The organism is Rhizobium beringeri (genome assembly GCF_004306515.1).
GTDB classification, from domain to species: Bacteria; Pseudomonadota; Alphaproteobacteria; order Rhizobiales; family Rhizobiaceae; genus Rhizobium; species Rhizobium beringeri.
In genome coordinates, this window is record NZ_SILG01000001.1 from 450,827 (window position 1) to 465,589 (window position 14,763).

Consider the following 14,763-nt stretch of genomic DNA (forward strand, 5'->3'; position numbering starts at 1 on the left):
CAGGGTCTGGACGGCGAAACGGTGACGAAGATCATGAATCCGTGGGCCATCTCGATTCCCCTCCTGTCGTAATCCGATTTGCCGGGATAGTCGCCAGAACACGCGATGCACGTATTGATGCAGCAATCTGCCGCCTTGTTCGGCGACGAAGAAATAGGGACTGCGCGGCGTACCAAGGTGTGCATCGCGTCGGGCGGCGTAGCCCGAAAGGACAGCAATTGTCGTGGCATGCAGCGGGACCAGCCGTGACTTGCCAAACTTTGTCTCTCGGATGGTGAGGACGCCCTGGTCGAGATCGACATCGGCCCGGAGCAGGCTGAGCGCTTCGGAATGGCGCAGTCCGGCCACTGCTATCAGCCCGAACAGGCAGTGATATGTCCAGCGCCGCAGAGCGTTGGCCGGCGGCAACGACAGTGCCGCCGCCAAAAGTGTCTGAATCTCGATCTCGCTATAGATGTAGGGCTTTGTCCGCCGTGCCGGTGCTACAGCGTCGCTTGGTAGCACTTCTGTCAAAGGATCGAAATAACTGAGGTGCTGTGCAAAGCAGCGCACATCAGACAGGCGGATGGACCAGCTTGGCTGCCGGCCCATCGAGGTGACCCACTCCATTGCCAGATCATTCGTGATGGTCTCGGCGCCGCGGGATTCCATGAAAGCGACGAACTCCGACAATCGTTTTGCCGGACCGTCATATTTGTATCCCAGCCCTTGGCGCATGCCGATGTAGCGCTCAAACGCGGTGCCAAGCCGGCTCATTGGACACCTCCCGGCCAGGGTAGGCTCAGTTCACGCAGCTTATCAATATCGAGCTTGGCATAGATTCTTGTACTGTCGATGCTTCGATGGCGGAGCAGTTGGCCGATCTCAGCAAAGCTGGCGCCCGATCGCAAAAGGTCAGTCGCAAGGCTGTGGCGGAAAAGATGGGCGCCGTGATGCGCATAGCCTTCAATGTCGGCCTGTTCGAGTGCTTGCTTAGCGATCCACGTGATGGCGCTGCCAGATGTAAAACCCACGTGCGGGGCGAGTGTTCGTAGGAAAAGTCGTCGACATGCCGAGGCTGGACGCCCATGTCGGATATAAGCGACGAGTGCTGTTCCGACGTCGTGACGCAGCGGCATAGTCGCTTGGCGTCGTCCCTTTCCGTGTACGAGGATCGTGCCCGACTGCCAGTCGATATCGTCAAGATTGAGGTTGGAAACTTCGCTGGCGCGCAAACCGAGCTTGGCGAGGATCATCAGAACCGCGTAGTCCCGACGACCCATTGCCGTCGTCCGATCACAGGCATCGAGAACCTTCTGGACTTTCTCGGGCGGGAGAAATGTTGGAAGGCCGGCAAGTCGCCAGCGGCGGATGGACGGCACACAGCCAGCGAGCGGCATCGAGATGAAACCCTTCAGATGCAAATAGCGCAGGAAGGCACGCACAACCCCGCACATGGCTTTGCCACTGTCGGCGGAACCATCGAGCGCATGTCGCTCGACATAACCGATCACGGTCTGCGGGGTGAGCGCTGCAAACCCGTCTACGCCTAAAGGGCACACCTCCCGGAGAAATCGAAGCGACAGAAGCTTGTGGCTCCCCATAGTCGCGGCGGCGAGCCCTCTCTCAGTCGAGAGATATTGCCCGAATACATCGACGATCTTCTCGTGCTCACTGCGCAGAATCGGAAGTGCGGCTGGTATTAAGCCTTTCTCCCGTAACGCCAAAAGCAAGCGGCGGAGTGCCGATCGATCGCCCGAGTCGGGCTTCCAGTGCTTGAAACGATGCTCAAGAAAGCGGTCGACGTGAACCTCGCTTAAATCCTGCGGAGCATGTCCATTGCCAACATGCCAGTCCATCAGATCCCGAAACAGGCTCAGCGAGCGCCACGTGCAATGCCGACCCAAACCTTCGTTCGACATTTTGGCGGCGTAAACGCCCGCAAACTCCCGATACGGACCATAGACCAGCTTCCGGTATAGGGCGCTGCGATTCAAATAGTCAGTTGCGTTCATGTGTCCTCTCCTTCGCGTCAACTGCGACGGAGAGACCCTAAACTATGCCGACTAGCTGCCCGCTATGATGCCGGAAACGTTGGCAAAAAGTTGATTAATCGGCATAGTTCGACGGTCGGCATAAACAGCAAAGATGAACAACGTCGATCCGCAGGCCTGGCTCACCCAGACCCTCGAGCGCATAGCCAACAGCTGGCCCAGCAGCGAAATCGATGCACTCATGCCGTGGAACTACACAGGCTGAACGGCCTCGGCTTGCCGCTTACCTGCCACCAGCCTTCCGGCGACGATCTTGTTGTCTTCATGCATCGGCATCGTTGTCGACTGTTCACGCAGCGCAGATGACCGCGCGTACGGTGAGAAGAGGCGAGGCAGACGCCAACATCGGCAACCTCGGAGGATTGGCAGAGATTCGTTAGCGTTTTCGCTGAACGGCAATCGAGCGCTTGATCATCACCGGCTCAAACTCAGGTGATTGCGCGAGCCACTGATCCACTGCCTTCCTACATCCGGAATAAGACGAATAGTCGTCAAATATAATGTAACCGCCCTTTACGATATGTGGCGCAATGCGATCGATGCAAGTCTTCACCGAATCGTACCAATCGCCGTCGATATGAGCGATCACGACTGGTTCTGTCAGGTTCATCGTATCCTGGAACAATCCCTTGATGAAATGGATATTGTGCTCCGATGCAGAAAAGCCGAAAGTCTTGAGGTTGTCGGCGACAAGCTGCTTTGTGTCGCCCAGGTAACCGTAATATTGATCCTGGCCAAGGCCGTGGGACTGCCCAGACTCGATTTGAGCATAGCGCTCATGTGCATCTAGCCCGTCTTCCGGCCCAGGAGCTGGGATCTGGTCGTAAACGTCATACAGGTCTAGTGGCCTGTCGTGAGACTTATAATGGCACATGAAGATGGCCGAACCGCCAAGGGCGACCCCCGCCTCAACGAACCGCCCTTCCAGTTTGTTCCGTTCCACATCAACAATACAATCGTGAAGGATGGCCAGTTTGTCATAGCCGCAGTATGTCAAATTGCGAGCGCGCAACTCATCCGAAAGCGTCTTGATTTCGGTGCGTATTTGCTCGCCTTCGTCAGGAGCTTTTCTCTCCGTCGCTATCGCGCCGTTGCTCTCCGGCTGTTGTTCGCCACGTCGGGATTCAGCGTGTCGAATCCGCTCCAGCCGCCAAATTTTAAAGAGCGCCCAGGGCAGAAACGGATAGGCAAGGAATGCAGAGGGCCTAAAGGGCATGGCACGTGCGACCGTGAAATACGGCCCCATATAATGCTTGAGATTACCTTTGAAGTGATACAGCCGACACTTCGTCGCCGGCTTGAGGATGTCATGATCGCTCAATTTCGGGGTAAAATTATATTGTTCGCAGTCCAGCAGAAGGATGTGTCCCAGCCAGTTTTCGATCACTTGAAGGTTACGCATTTTGCTGTGATGTAGGCCCACAAGATCACGGAGCGCGAGCTGGTCGCCGAACCATGTCTTTTCCTCCTCGCTCATAGACGTGTAGCTATCAATCATCTGAGACATCATGCTCACTACGCGCTTGCGCGCTTCGTCACCGCTATTGACGATCAACAAGCCGCCGTTGATCGGTGAGTTGTGGGAGCGTCGGAAAGTCAACGCGAGATCAAAGGTACCGGTCTTCTGTTCAAATAAGTGGGCGAAACTTCTGAGGCAGAGCATGTCGGAGTCGAGCAGGAATACCGGGTGTTCGCTACCGAGGCGCGTGAGTGCATCGCGTTGCCAGACCATGCGCTCATACATTATTCGATCGATGTCGATTTCGCGACGCCAGATCGTAGCACCCGGCAATTTAAATCGGCTGTCTGTATCCGTAAGAATGGTGAGGGTCGTGCCCGGGTGGTAGCGTCGGAATGACGCCCACATGAGGGCAATCATTTTGTGATAATCCCGCGCGCGGAAGTCTCCATATTTGGTTCGATCGATAACAGCGGCGCCTTTATCGACATGAAACACAACAAGTTGCACTGACCTTTCATTCAGCATGCCCGGACGCCTCGTCAAAGATCTTCTGCTCCTTCAAAATCCACGTCCTCCGGATCCGGCGCAGTAACAGCCAAGCCTGCGAGGTCGATGTGCAGCGGCGGTATATAGTGCGAACGAATTATCTTTCCCTCGGGTCGCAGTACTCGGACACTCTTCTCTTCCACGTGACACAGTATGTCCATCATCGATCCCTGCGAGATGTTGACTCTGATCGAGTAAAGGCCAGGCAAATAGATGACAGGATCAAATTTCATGCGAACCGTGTGCCTGCCTTTGGTAATTTGTACCCATCCCAATTCATCTCGTGTCGAGGAGGGATGATAGACCACTGGTTCGACCACCGGCTTAAACATGACGTTGAAAGCACACTCGTCAAGGTCTTCATGAGCTGTCACGGCTACTTCGACGGTCAAATCCTCGCCAGGAAAAATCTGCTCAATTTCGTGGCCGGCATTGTCAAGCAATCGGACGTGGTCGATGGTTATTTTCTTGCCTGTCTCAATTGATGTCGCAGAGGTTGACGGCTTGTCCCGACTGTTTAGCTTTTCTCTTGTTGCTCTGGTTTGATCGGCTTCATAGGCATCGAGAACGGATTTCGAATCTCCCTCTGCCAGCACTTGGCCCTTCTGTAGATAGATTGCTCTGTCCGTCAGGTATTCTATCGAAAGCCGGGAATGGGAGACGAGAATGAGAGATGCCCCTCCCTTGCGGATATCGTTGATTTTGTTGCGGCACTTTACGCGGAAGCTCGCATCCCCGACTGCCAGTACCTCGTCGACGATGAGAAGTTGCGGGTCGGTGTGGACGGCGCATGCAAATCCAAGCCTCATCCTCATGCCCGTAGAATAGGTGCCAAGCGGCGCGTCGATGCTTTCGCCGATCTCCGCAAAATCGACGACCGCGTCGTAGCTCGATCGTATCTCATCCGTCGTCATACCAAGAAGCGACATATTGAGGTAGACGTTCTGAGAGCCACTGAGGCTGGGTTCAAAGCCTGCGCCGAGAGCCAGCATGGGTGCGATCTTGCCACGGGTCTCGATCGTTCCGGAAGTCGGGTTTATGACCCCGGCTATCAGGCGAAGCAGGGTGGTCTTGCCGCTGCCATTGACCCCGACAAGGCCAAGTGACTCGCCTTTCCTAAGCTCCAGATTTATGTTTCGAAGCGCCCAAAATTCGCCAGCCTTCAGCTTGCTGGGGTTCTCTTTAAAGGCACCTCCAATCAGCGTACGAATGCCGGAGGTAAAGGAACCTTTCAGATCGCGATTGAATTTTTTGTTCAAACCGTTGACACGGACGACGGCATTATCTGACATTCATCGCCCTCCCAACAGCATGCGCTCGACGATCAGCGGCTTAGCCTTGATGAAGAAGCGTAGCGCAACAATCAATAGACCCAACACAATGAGACCGAACACAATCGACAGTGGAACGTCAATCGGCGTACCCGCCATCGCCTTGCGAGCTGGTAAAGCTATCGGGGCAATCGGATGAAAATATAAAACAGTCTCCAATGTTGTGCCGGGCCGCGGCTGAAAGAACACCGGGCTAACTAAGAGACCGAACGACAAAAATAGCTGGAAGATACGCTTAACGTCCTCCACCAATAGCGCAAAGGGAGCAATAAAGGCGCCGAGCATTACCCCAAATACCGTCCCGAACAGGATAATCCCGCAGCTAAGTATGACTCTCAACGGGCCAATTCCAAAGGCAAGCGACATCAGGGCGACGAAAAGAATACGGATCAGGCCGTCGACCAGGATTGCAAACAACTGGCTGAGCACGATGCTGAGCATTGGAAAACGGACACGCGCGATGAACGATCGGGAGGCTTCAACCGATCGCACCCCTAACATAAGAGCCTCACCAAAATTCAGCCACGCCACCACTCCAATCATATAGAATATGAAAAACGGGAGATTGATGTCTGGCGCGAACATGATTCCAGATTGATGGGCTCCGTGCGCTGCCACCGTTAGGACAACTATAGGGAAAATGATCCAGAAATAGCCAAGGAATGATCGGCTGAATTTGGCCTTGAGCTGTGGTCGGAACAATTGATAGGCAAGCGCGATACTATGCCGGACCTGTTTGGCCGGCGAAGGCGTGCCATCGAAATCAATGTTTTCAGTCTGCATGCTGAGAAACAAACGTCCTATCTTGGTGGTAAATTGCATGGTCAGCGGGGCACCGATATTCAGCTTTTGGCCGGTGCGCCAGCGAAAACTTCTCCCGCACGCCGTTTTGAGGCGTCTTGCCCCGGCTCCGAACGAACACGATACCTCGGGTTGGGATAATGTTTGCGATTGGGTTTCTCCTGCTATATCTAAAGCGGCAACTCAAGACCTTTACGAGTATTGCTACCGATGAAGTGCCGTTGAATGCTGCGCCGTATCGCCCGTATGTTCCGCCCCACCCCTCAGGGCCAATCGACCTCGAAGATTTCTCCGCTCATATTCGATCGTCATTTTTCCGACGCTCGGCATAGGGTGGTGATAATGGCTGATGGAGCTGGTGCAACTCAGCGAATAAGCTTTGATTTGCCGCTGGCGTTACGCCGGCAGACCGGGGAAGTTGCGCTCGCTCTGTTTGAGGAGTCGGTCTTTTCGACCCCTCAAGATATGCGTGCACTTCTGTCGTCTTTGCATCCGACCGTAGTGGTGGCGAGCCGCTATGGAGGTGTCGGTTCGAAGGAAGTCGTTGCTTACTGTCACAGCGCGGGAATTTCGCTCGTGAGCCATTTCGACGATGACTTGTTTGACGTTCCGCTCTCGCTGGGTAAGGCAAAGTACGATCGGTACCATGATCCTATCCGCCTGCAGAGCATGCGAGCGCTCTGCGAAGGCGCTAGCCTTATTTACCTGTCCACCGAAGAGCTGAAGAGGCGTTTTAACCGCTATGACTTCAGGTCCGAGTCAATCGCCGGCGAGATATATTGCCCCGCCTCAAATGACATAAAGCGAGAACTGTCGGACAAGCTCCTGTTCGGCTACATGGGGACTGCCGGTCACGCGGAGGATCTCGCGCAAGTCCTGCCGTCGATCGAGCATGTGCTGGATCGTCTCCCGGAAGCGCGCTTCGAAACCTTCGGATCGATCAAGATGCCGCCTGAAATGGTTCGGAAATACGGAAGCAGGGTGCGCGCCATTCCGCCGACGACGGACTATAATGGTTTCCTCGCGAGGATGCGTGAGCTTGACTGGAAAGTGGGCTTGGCGCCGCTGGTGCGCAATCCGTTCAATGACTGCAAGGCAAATACCAAGTTCATAGAGTATGCGAGTTCCGGCGTCCTGCCTGTGCTGTCGACAGGACCGGTCTATGCTCGTATTTGCGATATTACGGGCTTGCCCCAAACCGAGAACGAAACCTGGTCAGAACGGATCATCGAGTTGCTTTCGATGCCCCAGAGCCAAGCGGCTTCTTTGTTGCAGAACGTGCAGGATAGGATCGCGGAGTTTTATTCTCTTGCGAGATTGGAGGACCAAGTTGTAAGGGTCCTGCGGTTGCATGTTTGAATGCAAGAGCGGTTCTCGGTGACGCCTTGCGCAGTATGGATCTTTTCCTGGAAGCCACATGAAGATTGCTTGGGTATCGGCAGACATCAGCCCGAACGTTGCCAGTTTTAGGTATCGCGCGCTTTATCCCAGCTTCGCCCTTGCGGACAATGGATTCCAAAATGCCTATTTCTCGGTTCGCGATGCCAAGATCGAGCATTTGAAGGAGTATGATGTCGTCATATTCGTCAAGACGGTAAGCCATGTTTTGACCGCGATTATGCGGGAACTCCGCGAACGGTACGCACGAAAGGTCTTTCTCGATCTATGCGATTACGTCACGCATCCCAGGTACGGCAACAGCTCGGGGGAACTGCGCAGGGTTATCATTCTCTCTCAGGCGCCCTACATCGACGCTATCGTGGTGCCAACGGAGCAGTTGAGGAAGGTTTTATCCGCTTCGCTTTCGGATTCAATTCCCATCGTTGTTATTCCTGATCAAGCGGAGTCTAGTGCGCTCATTGAGCGCACGCGTGTTTTCAGCGTCAAAAAGATTGATGCCTATAGTCTTGTTGAACTTCGCCGACTCGTTCGCCCGCGCGCTCGCTTGATCGCCCTGAAATCCAAAATAGGACGCCTGCAACGACAGGCGCGGGGGTCTTTTCTGGCTCTGCGGATGCTGGTCGCAGAGCTGTCCCGCGCGCCGCGCAGCTTGCCGGCGAGGTTTCATCAGCGGCTTCGTAATTCTTGGGCATCCAGCTCTCGAAGGGTCGCTCCCCTAGCGACTGCAAGTCGCAATAAGATGGGGGATCAGGCGCGGGTCTCGGGTCTCAACGGTGGCAAGAAGCTCATCTGGTTCGGCAACGCGGGTTCGGACAGCTTTCAATCGGGCATACAAACCCTGACGCTCATTGCATCCGATCTGATCCGCCTTGCGCAGACGGTTGATTTCGAACTGGTCGTTATGAGCAACCGATCTGATGCTTATAAGACCCTGATAGAGCCACTCCCATTCCGGTCAAGATTTGAGTTGTGGAGCCAGGAGGGCTGCTTTGAGGCTGTCAGGGCGAGTGATGCCTTCCTTATGCCCCAGATTGAGGATGAATTTTCAGAGTGTAAATCGGCCAATCGCGCCCTTCTGGCGCTGAGCTGCGGTACGCCGGTGATAGCTTCGCGTCTGATGTCTCTCGAGCCGTTGAAGGATTGCATCGTAACCGATGATTGGGACGGCGGATTTCGACGGTATCTTCTCGATGAGGCGGCGACAAAGGCGGACCTAGAGACGGCAAGATCGATTATTGAAAAAGAATTCTCGGCAGAGGCTACTGGCCGGAAATGGCTCGAGCTTATGCGGCTGGAGAAGCCTCGGCCTGCCAAATCTCCGCGGCTTGCTATATTCTTCCATCTTTTACAGGACATTCACGTACTGCTGCCAGTTGTGACGGCTTTGGTCGCCGACGCTGGCGAAGGCAAGGGTGGCAACCGCCATGATGTGGATGTGGTGCTTCTGAAGTCGGTATACCTTCAACAGCCGGATATCGTGCGAGAGATCGTAAACACCGGTGCGCGTCTTCGTCTTCTCACGGAGGACACGGACGAGGACAATCTGCGAGCGCTCGATGTGAAGTCCGCGTCCGTACTTATTGTCGGTGCGGAGACTTCCTTGCGCCCCCATCGATTGGTCCACGCGGCTGTGTTGAAAGCCAATGAACTCGGTATTCCAACAATATCCATGCAGCATGGATTGGAAGCGCCGGGTTTATCCTACTTTGACGATCGCCATACCAGCGATGTGAAAATTGCGTCGTCATCCATATTCACCTACGGCGATCCCGCGCGGCTGCCGAAGGAGGCATCATCCGATCTTCTGCAACGCTGTATTCCCGTAGGACGATTTGCGCCAAGCACGTCGCGGCACCTTGTGACGTTTAAGAGCAGCCTCGAGGCGATCAACCCTCGCGGCCTACCGGTGATTGCGATTTTTGAGAATCTACATTGGCATCGGTATGAAGCCGATGGCTATCGTGGGCACTTCAGCGCGCATATTGAACGACTGGTGGACACGTTCAAGGATGTGTTTTTTGTCATAAAACCACATCCGGCTGGCGTCTGGCTGCAAAAGAATCCTCGCATAACAACCCGGGCCAACACGCTTCTACTGCGGCGGGATGATCCCAAGTTTGCCGGTGTCACCGCCGCCGATTTGCTCTCGGTCTCGCAAGCGGTGATCACAACTCCCTCGACGGTTGCAGTGGATGCCGCACAGCTTTGCCGGCCGGTTCTGGTCTTTGCCAATACGTTGGATTTGCCTCTGTTTGAACCGCTCGAAATCGGTCGTTCCTATGAGGATATAGAGGCTTTTGTAACCCGTGCTCTTGACGGCAGTGCGACTATGGATGCCGTCAGCCGCTTCAAATCGTCCGCATTGGCGGCGGGAAACGTTGCATCCAACATCGCGCGTGAGATTGATCGCCTATTAGAAGATCGCACGCCAAAACCGCCACAAAACAAGCACTTTAGCGAGTGATACCTCGCCCACGGCTCATCATTCTCTGCGGCATCAAAAGCTGTCTATTCCCGCTAATTCCATTTGATCCGATGGCGGGTAAGAATGTATGAGTGAAACACGCAACTTATCGGATCCAGCAGGAAGGCGATTGACGATGCCGACATTCATAACTCAGATCGATGATCTCGCTACCCGCAATCTGGATGATGACACCATCCGCGTATTTGTCGGAACGGACAGCTCGCAGATGCTTGCAGTCAACGTTCTGGAATACTCGATTAAGCGTCATACCAATGCGAAGGTTGAGGTCTTTGGAATGCTGGATTTGCCGGTGCCCGCACCGGTTGATCCGCGTAACGGTCAGCGTACGGGCTTCTCCTTTTCCCGCTTCACCATTCCTGCGCTGAATGGTTATAAGGGCAAGGCGATCTACATGGACGCCGACATGCTCGTCATGAAAGACATCAAGGGGTTGTGGAATATTCCCTTCGACGGCGCGAAGATCATTGTCCAGCAAGAGGTCAAACACGCTGAGGTGACGACGGCGAAAGAGGGGGCTCCTGCCGCCCGTAAGAAGCAATGCGCCGTGATGCTGATCGATTGCGCCTCTTGCGACTGGAAGGTCGAGGAGATCGTCCAGGGGATGGATGATGGCAAATACGATTACGATCAGTTGATGAGCCAATTCTGCATCCTTGAGGAAAATGAGGTCAAGTATGGCGTTCCATTCGAATGGAACTCACTTGAGCATTGGGACGCAAACACGTGCCTGCTGCACTACACCGACGTCTATACCCAGCCGTGGACCTATAGTGGCCATCCACTCGGATACATCTGGTTCAATGAAGTGAACCGAATGGTTGCCGAGGGGCAGTTGGCTATGGATCAGATCAAGAAAGAGGTCGATAGGGGCTATTTCCGGCCCTCTCTGATCGCTGATCTCAAGTATCTCAATAAAATTCCGGGTTTTGCACGCAAGGCCTGGTACAATTATCACAAGGCCAATGATAAGCGCCTGGGATATGTTGCGCATAAGGAAGTGTACGAGGCTAAACGTCTCCGCACCAAGGCCATCAAGGAATATGAGGCGAAACTGGCCGCCGAGAAGGCAGCCTGATTCCGACCCCGTTATGATGCCCAAGGAGATTCTTGGTAGTGAAGCAAGACACAGTATTGGTCACCGGTGGCATGGGCTTCATCGGCAGGCGGCTCATTGCACGCCTGGCGCAACGGCCAGACATTAAGTCCGTCGTCGCGCTCGACAACTTTCATCCCCAAGTCCACGGCGAGAAACCGGCTAAATCTATCGAGGGGGCGATTGTTGAAGAAGGATCGGTGTCAGACAGGGCTTTCTTTGAAGGGGTGCTTGAACGACACGATCCCGATCTGATTTTCCATCTCGCGGCCGAAACCGGGACGGGTCAGAGTTATCACGAAATTTCTCGATATTGTGATACCAACATCAATGGAACCGCCTATCTGATTGAAGGGTTGCGCAAGCTTCCCGACAAGACGAGACGGCTCGTTCTCGCCTCTTCCAGGGCAGTCTACGGGGAGGGCGCCTACAAATCGAGGCTCGGCGAAATCTTCACGCCGAAGCCGCGTCCAAGCGAGACTATGTCTAAGGGGATTTTTGATCTCTACGACAGCGTTGGTGAAGCGGCTACCCCTGTCGCTACTCCCGAAGGCATTACTCTGCGTCCATCAAGCATCTATGCTTCCACAAAGCTGATGCAGGAATACATATGCGTCCAAGGCCTCGACAACACGCGCATCCAACCCGTAATTCTCAGATTTCAGAATGTTTACGGGCCCGGGCAGAGTAGCAGGAATCCCTATACCGGTGTGCTCTCGATTTTTGGCCAGCAGATTTTAGACGGCAAGATTCTGAACATCTATGAGGATGGCGAGATCGTCCGCGATTTCGTTTACGTCGATGACATCGTCGAGGCGCTGATGCTTGCTGCCGTTGCTGGCAGCGCTGACAGTGAGCCGATAAATGTGGGAAGCGGCATTAGCACAACAATTCGTTATGCTGCTGAGTGCTTGCTCACCGAACTGGGCGCCAGCAAAGAAAACCTTCGCATTTCTGGCGATTTCCGGCCAGGGGATGTCCGTTTTGCGCTTGCCGATAATACCCGGGCTCGGACTTTGTTAGGGTACGAACCGAAAGTGAGCCTGGAAACGGGCATCGCGCAGCTTGCCCGCCACATAAAATCAGAACGCACCCAAAGATAGGCCAACCATATGGCGAACTTGGACCCAATCCAGATATTTATAGGCACCGATGAATACCAGATGATTGGCGCGAAGGTGCTGGCTCACAGCATCACTTCGCGTACAAGTGCTCCGGTGAAGATTCACTATCTCAGCGATTATGCCGCTCCTTCGCCTCAGAATCCGGCACTAAGGTCCAAGACTGGCTTCAGTTTCACACGTTTCATGATTCCGCAAATCTGCGGTTATGAGGGCCGGGCAATCTATCTGGATGCGGATATGTTGGTCTTTACCGACATCGCCGAATTATGGAATTGGCCGATGCCTGACGGGGTATCGCTTTTGTATGCCGAACAGCCGCCTGAACGCGGCCGTCGACCGCAATACAGCGTTTTCTTGGTAGACTGCGCCAAAGCGCGCTGGGATGCCAAGGAGCTAATGCAAAAGCTCGATACTGGTGTCTATGACTATCATTCTCTGGTCTACGAATTCTCTCATATGTCTGCCGACGAAAAGGCGATGATCTTGCCGTTCCGCTGGAATGCGCTCGAATATTACAATAGGAACGAGACGAGCCTTATCCACTTCACCGACATGAATCGCCAGCCATGGGTAGAGCCGACCAATCCCAATCGAAGCGTATTTTATGCGGCGGTGAACGCTGCGCTGGACGCAGGTGCTGTTACACTGGCGGATATTAATCAAGCTATCGACAAAGGTTACATCCATCCCGCCTTCCTGAAATGGATCGGCCGTTCGAAATCTTCAAGTTTCTTCCGCGATTTGTTCTGGCCTGCCCCCTATCTGCGCCTGCTGCCCGTTCAACATCGCATTCTTGCCCGTCTTAAGCGGTTACCGTCCTTGCTCTGAAGTGTTCAATCGCGGTTGGGCGCTGCATTCGTAAGGTTCGCTGCTTGTTTGGCGCATACAAAGCCCATTTCACTGGCGGAGCGAAAGAGTGGGGGCGAGGAACGGCACGAGTACTCATCTTTCTGCTATTTGACCTCTTCTCAAGCCGGCAAAAGGCGGCCCCTTTTCTCATTCCTCCCACAGATGCCAACCGAAAGCGTGCGGGGTGGACTTGGAAAGTGAAAAGGTCTAACGCAATTTCATGAACAGAAGAGCGATCAACCTCGTCGAAAACAGTGTGCTTGAGTCGGCAAAACGCACGATAGAGACTGAAAGACGCGGTCTCGAAGCGCTCGAACAGGCTTTTGACGATGGATTGGCCGGTCCTTTCACCCGCGCCGTCGAAGTCATCGGCGACATCTCCGGACGCGTCATCGTCACTGGCGTCGGCAAGAGCGGGCATATCGGCGCCAAGCTCGCGGCGACATTCGCGTCAACCGGAACGCCCGCCTTTTTCGTGCATGCGGCGGAGGCCAATCACGGCGATCTCGGCATGATCGCGCGCGACGACGTCGTGCTGGCGATTTCCAAAGGCGGCGAGAGCGCCGAGCTCAAGAGCATCATTTCCTTCACGCGGCGCTTCTCCATTCCGCTGATCGCCATCACCTGCAGCGACCGTTCTTCGCTGGCGACCGCCGCCGATATCGTCCTCCTGATACCGAACGAGCAGGAGGCCTGCCCGAATGGGCTGGCGCCGACGACCTCGACGCTGATGCAGCTTGCAATCGGCGACGCGCTGGCGGTGGCGCTTCTGGAGGCGCGCGGCTTTACCGCCACGGATTTCCACGTCTTCCACCCCGGCGGCAAACTCGGTGCGAGCCTGATGCATGTCGCCGATGTCATGCATACCGGCGAGCGGCTGCCACTCGTTGCCAAGGGCACACCGATGCCGGAGGCGATCACCGTGCTGTCGCGCAAGCATTTCGGCTGCGTCGGGGTGCTTGATGAAGATGGGCGGCTCTGCGGCATCGTCACCGAAGGCGACATGGCGCGCAACCTGACACGCAATCTTTCAGAGCTTGCCGTCGACGACATCATGACGCGGACGCCGAAGACGGTGAAGCCGACGGTGCTGGCGACCGCGGCCCTGGCGCTGCTCAACCAGCATCACATCGGGGCATTGATCGTTATCGACGATGACCGCCGGCCAGTCGGGCTGGTGCATTTCCACGACCTGCTGCGGATCGGCGTCGCCTGATCAGGCTCGTTCGATCAGACGGGCTCGACCGTCATTGCAAGCACCCGCAACATCAAACGGGCAAGCTTGCCGCCCTATGTCTGGTTGTCGCATTGATTTATATGAGAAAATTTTTTGGCTGGGGAACCTGGATTCGAACCAAGATTAACGGAGTCAGAGTCCGTCGTTCTACCATTGAACTATTCCCCAGCAGTTGCCGCCGAAGCATGGCTTGGCTGCTGTGCGGCGCTTATAACCAAAAGCGGGCAGATTGCAAATAGCCGTTTTGAAAAAATTCGTGCGGTGCGGAAGACGTGAAACCATCCTCAAATCCCCCGTCCAAAAAAGAATTTGGCGATTTCGGCGGGCGCTGATATTCTTGCCGCAACGCAAAAATCGAATGAGCGCCTGCTGCATATCTCAAGACTTGCGCGGCGCGG

11 protein-coding genes, 1 tRNA gene and 1 pseudogene are annotated in these 14,763 nt (G+C 54.8%); 7 read left to right on the forward strand and 6 right to left on the reverse strand.

Annotation, left to right across the window (positions count from 1 at the left end; all coding sequences use genetic code 11):
* Nucleotides 1-756: tyrosine-type recombinase/integrase (locus tag ELH03_RS02310; protein ID WP_130766701.1), on the reverse strand; the 756-nt coding region annotated here is incomplete at its 3' end.
* On the reverse strand, nt 753-1,994 hold the full coding sequence (locus ELH03_RS02315) for a site-specific integrase (RefSeq protein ID WP_027664907.1): 1,242 nt from the start codon (nt 1,992-1,994) through the stop codon (nt 753-755). The genes ELH03_RS02310 and ELH03_RS02315, both read right to left, overlap by 4 nt.
* Nucleotides 1,995-2,118: 124 nt before the next feature.
* On the opposite strand from ELH03_RS02315, the pseudogene ELH03_RS02320 reads away from it, so the two are divergent.
* A pseudogene (locus tag ELH03_RS02320) lies at nt 2,119-2,238 on the forward strand (transposase domain-containing protein); the annotation flags it as partial.
* A gap of 171 nt (nt 2,239-2,409) precedes the next feature.
* Here the strand turns inward: ELH03_RS02320 and ELH03_RS02325 are convergent.
* Genes ELH03_RS02325 through ELH03_RS02335 form a run of 3 tightly spaced genes read right to left on the reverse strand, consistent with a single transcriptional unit; the run spans nt 2,410 to nt 6,194 of the window.
* Complete coding sequence (locus ELH03_RS02325; protein WP_130765960.1) at nt 2,410-4,020, reverse strand: TylF/MycF/NovP-related O-methyltransferase; 1,611 nt, start codon at nt 4,018-4,020, stop codon at nt 2,410-2,412.
* Between the two features lie 14 nt (nt 4,021-4,034).
* A complete protein-coding gene (locus ELH03_RS02330) occupies nt 4,035-5,333 on the reverse strand; it encodes an ABC transporter ATP-binding protein (protein ID WP_130765961.1) in 1,299 nt (432 codons plus the stop codon).
* Nucleotides 5,334-6,194 (reverse strand): ABC transporter permease, encoded by an 861-nt coding sequence (locus ELH03_RS02335; RefSeq protein WP_130765962.1) that lies wholly within the window; start codon nt 6,192-6,194, stop codon nt 5,334-5,336.
* A gap of 204 nt (nt 6,195-6,398) precedes the next feature.
* Here ELH03_RS02335 and ELH03_RS02340 point away from each other — a divergent pair, with 204 nt between their 5' ends.
* From ELH03_RS02340 to ELH03_RS02365, 6 genes are all read left to right on the forward strand, one after another.
* Complete coding sequence (locus tag ELH03_RS02340) at nt 6,399-7,532, forward strand: glycosyltransferase family protein (RefSeq protein WP_130765963.1); 1,134 nt, start codon at nt 6,399-6,401, stop codon at nt 7,530-7,532.
* Nucleotides 7,533-7,590: 58 nt separating this feature from the next.
* Nucleotides 7,591-10,038: a hypothetical protein gene (locus tag ELH03_RS02345; protein ID WP_130765964.1), complete on the forward strand. Its 2,448-nt coding sequence runs from the start codon at nt 7,591-7,593 to the stop codon at nt 10,036-10,038.
* Nucleotides 10,039-10,174: 136 nt separating this feature from the next.
* Nucleotides 10,175-11,137 carry a glycosyltransferase gene (locus ELH03_RS02350; RefSeq protein ID WP_130765965.1) on the forward strand — a complete coding sequence of 321 codons (963 nt, stop codon included), beginning with the start codon at nt 10,175-10,177 and terminating at the stop codon, nt 11,135-11,137.
* A 38-nt stretch (nt 11,138-11,175) separates the two neighbouring features.
* Nucleotides 11,176-12,258: an NAD-dependent epimerase/dehydratase family protein gene (locus ELH03_RS02355; RefSeq protein ID WP_197729975.1), complete on the forward strand. Its 1,083-nt coding sequence runs from the start codon at nt 11,176-11,178 to the stop codon at nt 12,256-12,258.
* A 9-nt stretch (nt 12,259-12,267) separates the two neighbouring features.
* Complete coding sequence (locus tag ELH03_RS02360) at nt 12,268-13,107, forward strand: glycosyltransferase (RefSeq protein WP_130765966.1); 840 nt, start codon at nt 12,268-12,270, stop codon at nt 13,105-13,107.
* 241 nt (nt 13,108-13,348) lie between these two features.
* Nucleotides 13,349-14,344: a KpsF/GutQ family sugar-phosphate isomerase gene (locus tag ELH03_RS02365; protein WP_128403052.1), complete on the forward strand. Its 996-nt coding sequence runs from the start codon at nt 13,349-13,351 to the stop codon at nt 14,342-14,344.
* A 115-nt stretch (nt 14,345-14,459) separates the two neighbouring features.
* On the opposite strand, the gene ELH03_RS02370 is transcribed toward ELH03_RS02365, so the two are convergent.
* Nucleotides 14,460-14,533: transfer RNA gene (locus tag ELH03_RS02370), tRNA-Gln, on the reverse strand.
* Nucleotides 14,534-14,763 lie beyond the last annotated feature (230 nt).

Bases quoted from the DNA above. Each gene is read 5' to 3' on its own strand.
- ELH03_RS02340 (WP_130765963.1), top strand. From the start codon at position 6,399: ATGCTGCGCCGTATCGCCCGTATGTTCCGCCCCACCCCTCAGGGCCAA.
- ELH03_RS02330 (WP_130765961.1), bottom strand. From the start codon at position 5,333: ATGTCAGATAATGCCGTCGTCCGTGTCAACGGTTTGAACAAAAAATTC.
- ELH03_RS02360 (WP_130765966.1), top strand. From the start codon at position 12,268: ATGGCGAACTTGGACCCAATCCAGATATTTATAGGCACCGATGAATAC.
- ELH03_RS02335 (WP_130765962.1), bottom strand. From the start codon at position 6,194: ATGCAATTTACCACCAAGATAGGACGTTTGTTTCTCAGCATGCAGACT.
- ELH03_RS02315 (WP_027664907.1), bottom strand. From the start codon at position 1,994: ATGAACGCAACTGACTATTTGAATCGCAGCGCCCTATACCGGAAGCTG.
- ELH03_RS02365 (WP_128403052.1), top strand. From the start codon at position 13,349: ATGAACAGAAGAGCGATCAACCTCGTCGAAAACAGTGTGCTTGAGTCG.
- ELH03_RS02345 (WP_130765964.1), top strand. From the start codon at position 7,591: ATGAAGATTGCTTGGGTATCGGCAGACATCAGCCCGAACGTTGCCAGT.
- ELH03_RS02350 (WP_130765965.1), top strand. From the start codon at position 10,175: ATGCCGACATTCATAACTCAGATCGATGATCTCGCTACCCGCAATCTG.
- ELH03_RS02325 (WP_130765960.1), bottom strand. From the start codon at position 4,020: ATGCTGAATGAAAGGTCAGTGCAACTTGTTGTGTTTCATGTCGATAAA.